Annotated in this window: 4 protein-coding genes; all 4 read right to left on the bottom strand. The window is 54.0% G+C overall.

What is annotated here, in order from left to right; genetic code table 11:
- Positions 1 to 297: 297 nt before the first annotated feature.
- Entirely contained in the window at positions 298 to 1,518 is a 1,221-nt protein-coding gene (locus tag B2Y11_RS04565) for an S-layer homology domain-containing protein (RefSeq protein ID WP_291056767.1), read from the bottom strand.
- Between the two features lie 211 nt (positions 1,519 to 1,729).
- Positions 1,730 to 2,542, bottom strand: a complete 813-nt coding sequence (locus B2Y11_RS04560) for an ABC transporter ATP-binding protein (RefSeq protein WP_291056765.1) — start codon at positions 2,540 to 2,542, stop codon at positions 1,730 to 1,732.
- A complete protein-coding gene (locus tag B2Y11_RS04555; RefSeq protein ID WP_291056763.1) occupies positions 2,539 to 3,324 on the bottom strand; it encodes an ABC transporter ATP-binding protein in 786 nt (261 codons plus the stop codon). Before B2Y11_RS04555 ends, B2Y11_RS04560 begins: the two co-directional genes overlap by 4 nt.
- A gap of 436 nt (positions 3,325 to 3,760) precedes the next feature.
- A complete protein-coding gene (locus B2Y11_RS04550) occupies positions 3,761 to 5,338 on the bottom strand; it encodes an ABC transporter substrate-binding protein (protein ID WP_291056761.1) in 1,578 nt (525 codons plus the stop codon).
- Positions 5,339 to 5,851: the final 513 nt, after the last annotated feature.

The raw sequence follows: 5,851 nt of genomic DNA, 5'->3' as shown, positions 1-5,851 counted from the left end.
GCTGCCAGTTTCTTCCAGTTATTCATAGAAACCTCCCTCTAATTTTTATATTATAACGATTTATAAATTATTTATATTAAATATATTATCCTCTCTAATTTTTCAACTTTAATTATTCAATTCTTTTTAATTGTATGCGCATGAAAAACTTATAAAGCAGATGGCGGCCCGCTGCCCCGGAGGAGGAAGGAAATCCCATGAGTCATCTCCCGGGTATGAAAAAAGGCTCTGCCTCGGAAGGCAGAGTCTTTTTCATTGGTACCGGCATCCCGCGGATGAAGCTGCAGGAAATCCCCATCAATATTTATAGTTCAGTGCCAAGGTCCAGGCTTTATCATCAAATCCATCCTTCCGGTTGTCGATGTCAAAGGCATATTCACCGTGGAGGGACACATTCTTCTGCAGGGCCACATCACCGAATACGCTCCAGTAGGCAAGGGTCTTGTCTTTGGGAATGCCGTTCCATACTTCCCCTGTATCATAGGTGGTGCCGTCCAGATTGGCATTATAGCCCACCTTGTTGTAAGCCACATTAAGGTCAAAGGAGCCCGGTTTCTTCATGGAGAAATTGCTGTATCCCAGGCCGGCCTGCCAGGACTTGTCCGCCTTTTTGGCATTGGAATCCCAGTATTCGCCGAAAATCTGGAAATTGTCCACCGGAATGGAAAGGTGGGTACTCCACATATTGTCAAAGTGGGCTTTTTCCTTGCCCTTGTCTCCCGGCAGCTTCACATAGGCTGCCCGCAGTTTGGCAGCACCGAAGTCATAGCCTGCTTCCGCCAGGAAAGTATCGAAGGTGGAGGAGTCATACAGCCATCCATTATTCATGAGACGTCCGAAGGAAACGGAGGCATCAAATGCATTCCTGCCGTAGGCCAGTTTTGCCCCCTTCAGGGTTGCGTCGAACATGAAGCCGTCATAAATGGTGACAGGCACGCGGCCCAGGGTCACATTGGCATCGCCGAAGGTATGATTCACATAGAGCCAGTCCATGACGGTCTTAGACGTATCGTCCCCTTTGAAATCCATCTGGTTCTTGATACGGCCCTGTACATAGGTAGAGTCATTCACCTGGCCCTTCACTTTGATTCTCATACGGCCTTTCCAGGTATCTGCGCGGGTTTCCTTGGAGTTGTTAATATACCACATTTTAGCGTCGCCGGACCAGTACAGATTGCCCGCTTTCTTTTCCAGATTGGATACGCGGACGCCAAGGTTGGAGAGCTCGTCGGCATATTCGCCGGCCAGCTTATCCAGGGTGGCCCGCTGCTCTGCATTCAGCTGATCTTCCTTTGCCATAAGGCGGGCAATAATCTGGGCCAGTTCGAAGCGGGTGATATTTCTTTCCCCTTTGAAGGTGCCGTCAGGGTATCCTTCCACCACTCCCTGGTCAGACAGGTCGGATACCGCCTGGTAAGCCCAGTCATCGGTGCTTACATCGGAAAAAGGATTGGCTGCCAGGGCGGAAACGCCGGCAGTCAGGGCTGCCGCTGCAGCCAGGACCATGATTTTCTTCATAATGTACTCTCCTTTGATATAATAGGTTTCCTGTCCGGCTTGAGGACAGTGTGTTTCTTACCGACAAGAAACTGTTCGCATAGGGTTTCCTGTCCGGCAGGACACTGATGGTATTCCTTACCCGCAGGAAACGGTTTGCGAATGGTTTCCTATCCGGCGTAGCACTATGGGGTTTCCTGCCGGCAGGAAACAAGCCAGCCCCCGCTGCCTTTCAGCCAAAGAGTTCGTCCGGCAGGACTTTGTTTTTGCCTTCTTCGATGGTGAAGACGGAGGCCATGAGTTTTTTGGAGTAGGGGTCTTTCGCTTCGGACAGGTCGTGGATTTTTTCCACCACTTTTCCCCAGTGCATGACCATGATGTTGTCGCAGAACATATTGGCCAGGGCCAGGTCGTGGCAGATGAAGATGTAGGCCACGCCTGTTTCTTTCTGCAGGCGGTGGAGAAGTTCGATGACCGTCTTCTGCACGGACATGTCCAGGGCGCTGGTGGCTTCGTCGCAGATGATGATTTCCGGCTTCAGCACCAGGGCCCGGGCGATGGCGATGCGCTGGCGCTGGCCGCCGGACATATTATTGGGATAGCGGTCTGCGAAGTCTTCCGGCAGGTCTACCTGCCGGAGCATTTCCCTTGCCTTTTCTCCCATGTCCGCTTTTTTGATGAGGCCGTAGTTAAGAAGGGGTTCGCAGATAATATCTTTCACCCGCTGCTTGGGGTTGAAGGCGGTGGAGGGATCCTGGAATACCATCTGGATGTTCTTCCTGACCTGGCGGAATTCTTCTCCCTTCAGCGGCGCTATGTCCTTTCCATGAAGAAGGATCCGCCCGCTGTCCATGGTATAGAGGCGGGTCAGGATCTTGGCCAGGGTGGATTTCCCGGAGCCCGATTCCCCTACGATGCCCAGGGTCTCCCCTTTGTGAAGGCTCAGATTCACGTGGTCGCTGGCGGTGAGTGTTTTACCGCCGCCCAGGTCGAAGGTTTTTACGATTTCCTCCATGCGGAGGATTTCTTCTCCGTATCCTTTCATGAAATTTCACCTCCCAGTACCGGCACCGCAGCCAGCAGCATTTTCGTGTAATCTTCTTTCGGATGGTAAATGACGTCCTCTGCCTTTCCGTATTCCACCACCCGGCCCTGTTTCATGACCATAATGCGGTCCGCCATGTAGGCCGCTACGCCCATGTTGTGGGTGACGATGATAATGGCAGTGTTCATCCGTTTTCTTACTTCCATCATTTCCTTCACAATGGCCGCCTGGGTGGTTACGTCCAGGGCACTGGTGGGCTCGTCGGCCAGAAGGAGTTTGGGGTGGAAGGCCATGGCCATGGCAATGCCTACGCGCTGGCGCATGCCGCCGGAGAGTTCGAAGGTGTAGCTTTTGAGAATCTGCTCCGGATCCGGAAGGCGCACCATGGTAAGCATTTCTATCATGCGGTCATGGGCCTCCTTCTCGTCGGCCATGCCGTGAAGGGCCAGGTACTCCCGGAACTGGACGCCGATGGGGCGAATGGGATTCATCATGGCGCCGCTGTCCTGGAAGATCATGGACACGTCCCTGCCGTCCAGCATGCGGTGTTTTTCTGACGACTGCTTCTGGGTGTTTTCTCCTTCGAAAATCATCTCCCCTTCCGCAATGTGCCCGCCGCCGGGCAGCACATGCTGGATAGCACGGATGACCGTGGTTTTTCCAGACCCCGATTCCCCTACGATGGCAAGGACTTCTCCTTCATCCAGGCTAAAGGAAACGTGGCGTACAACGGGCTCCGCCTTTCCATAGGCAATGCCCAGATTTTTGATTTCTAACAGCATATTGGCTCCTGTAAATGATGAATGCTTTGGACGCGCCTGTAGGCGCGAGGGTTGACGCCCGCTTTGCGGGCGAAGGTTCTTAGGTTTACAGCGGCTGCGCCGCTGCAGGTTGTGGATAGCCGCCGGAGGCGGCAATACGGTTTTCTATGCTGTGGAGATTCTGCATAGAATCTCCGCAGCATAGAACCACGGTGCGTGTCATCCGTATGCTTACCCTCGCACACCCTTTTGCCACTATGTGGCACTTCACCCACAGGGAAGCGTGTCACTGGATTCGCGGGTCGCTTCTCTCCCCTATGAATCCAGTTCCCTTGCCACCTCAAGGGGAAACGGGAACGCTGCGGAGCTTGCATGGGTGACAACTGCATAACGGAGTGCCATCTGCCGTCTCCCTGTTTTCGGACGTACCGTCCGATCGCAAGGCGGTCAGCGGCCCTTATTCTGCCGGAATGATATTCTTGGTTACCCAGTAGTAGTCGCAGGGCTTAATGTCTGCGTTCTTGACTTTCTTATTGGAAATCATATTGGTCTGGGGGTAGCCGAAGACGAGGGTAGCTGCATCGTCCTGGATGATTTTTTCCATCTTTTCGATGATTTCTTTTCTCTTGGCCGGGTCAAATTCCTGAATGAGCTGGTCAGAGAGGGCGTCGTATTCGGGGTTGCTGTAGCCGGAGCCGTTCTGGGGGTTGCTGCCGTTGACATTGGTCTTCCAGTACATATTGACGAAGACTTCCGGATCCCCTGCCTGTTCGGTGAGGATGTTGGAAATGAGCATATCGTATTCGCCTCTGGTACCGATACCGTCAAGAACGTTGTAGTCCACGTTCTTCAGGTTTACCTTGATACCCACTTTCTTGGCGTCGGACTGGGTAGCTTCCGCAAAGAGGGGGAGTTCCGCACGGCCGCTGTAGTAGACGAAGTCCAGTTCCAGGTTCTTGCCGTCCTTGTCCACATAGCCGTCGCCGTCGGTATCCTTCCAGCCTGCGTCTGCCAGGAGTTTCTTCGCATTTTCCACATTATAGTTGTCCGGATATTCGGCTTTCAGCTTATCAAAGCCGTAATCCAGGGACGGCGGAAGGAGGGGGCCGCCGGGGGTGAAGGTGTCCTTCAGCAGTACCTTGCAGTAGGTATCCCGGTCCAGGGACTGGAGGAGCGCTTTTCTTACGTTCTTATCGGCCAGGGGCTTGCCATTGGCCACGTTCAGGCGGGCCAGTACGTCACGGATGGAGGAAATGGTGCTGATGGTGAATTTATTCTTATCCTGGAAGAGCTGCATGTCCCCAGGGGCAATGTTCACTGCCACGTCGATTTCACCCTTCTGGAGAGCCATGGCACGGGTATTGGGGTCATCGATGGTATTGATCTGGGCGTGAGCGAAGGGAACCTTGTCATAGTAATTGGGGTTGGCGTCCAATTCTGTCTTAGCCTTGGAGAAGGATTTCACCATGTAGGGGCCGGTGCAGACGGGACCCTGCTTAGCAAAGTCCACTTTGCCGTCGGAATCGGTGTCCACAATGATGAAGAGGGGATCCCCCAGCATGCCCGGCAGGGTAGCCACCGGTTTCTTGGTGTAAATGGTCACGTTCTGACCGTCGGCGGTGATGTGATCCAGTTCAAACATGGCTTTCGCCCTTGGCGCTTTGGCAAAGGTGCGTTCGATGGATTTCTTGACCGCTTCGCCGGTCACCGGTTTGCCGTTGGAGAATTTGATGTCCCTGATCTTGAAGGTCCAGGACATTTTGTCGTCGGACACTTTCCAGCTTTCTGCAATCCAGGGCTCTGCATTCATCTTGTCATCGAAATGAACCAGACATTCGCCGATGCCGTAACGCATGACCTGCCAGCCGAAGTAGTTGTCCGTCGGTTCCAGGCTGTCCGCAAAGTTCGTCACCCCTACGGTGAGGGTGTCCTTGGCGGTTTTGGAGCCGGAGGAAGAACCTCCGCAGCCAGCCAGGGCAAAGGACATGAGAGCTGCTGCTGCCAGCAGGGCACCTTTCTTGTAAATAGATTTCATCTGTTACGCTTCCTTTCTGTATGGAAATAAACGCCATGGGGCGTGAAAAACTATGTTATATGGCCGCGGAGCGGCTCCGGGTTGACGGGGCTTCGCCCCGAGGGTTGTGACCGCCTTCGGCGGTGGGTTATGTTCGCTGCCGCTCAAAGGGGCGACGTGCCTTTCAGGCCCGAGGGTTGTGGTATCGCCCATGGGGCCACTGCGTGGCCCGGGTTCATAGGGTTCATAGGGTTCGCCCTTTGGGCGAACGGGGGGTGCGGCTGACGCCGCAGGTTGAGACCGCCTGTCGGCGGCAGGTTGTGTAGAAGGGTTGTGAGGGGAAAGGTTCTAAAGATTGACACCCGCTTTGCGAGCGAAGGTTCTTAGGTTTGACGGCGCCTGTGGCGCCGAGGGTTGTGGATTACCATTGGACACGTCTGATGTCTGACGTCTGACCGTCTGATGTCTATCATCCCTTGTGGGAATACCGTCCAGCGGCCAGCGGATAGCCGATAGCCGTCCCACTGTCCCACT

Origin of the sequence: Dialister sp. UBA1703 (genome assembly GCA_002320515.1) — a bacterium.
GTDB lineage: Bacteria > Bacillota > Negativicutes > Veillonellales > Dialisteraceae > Dialister.
Note: the sequence above shows the minus strand (reverse complement) of the source record. Positions and strands in the feature narration are given on the sequence as shown.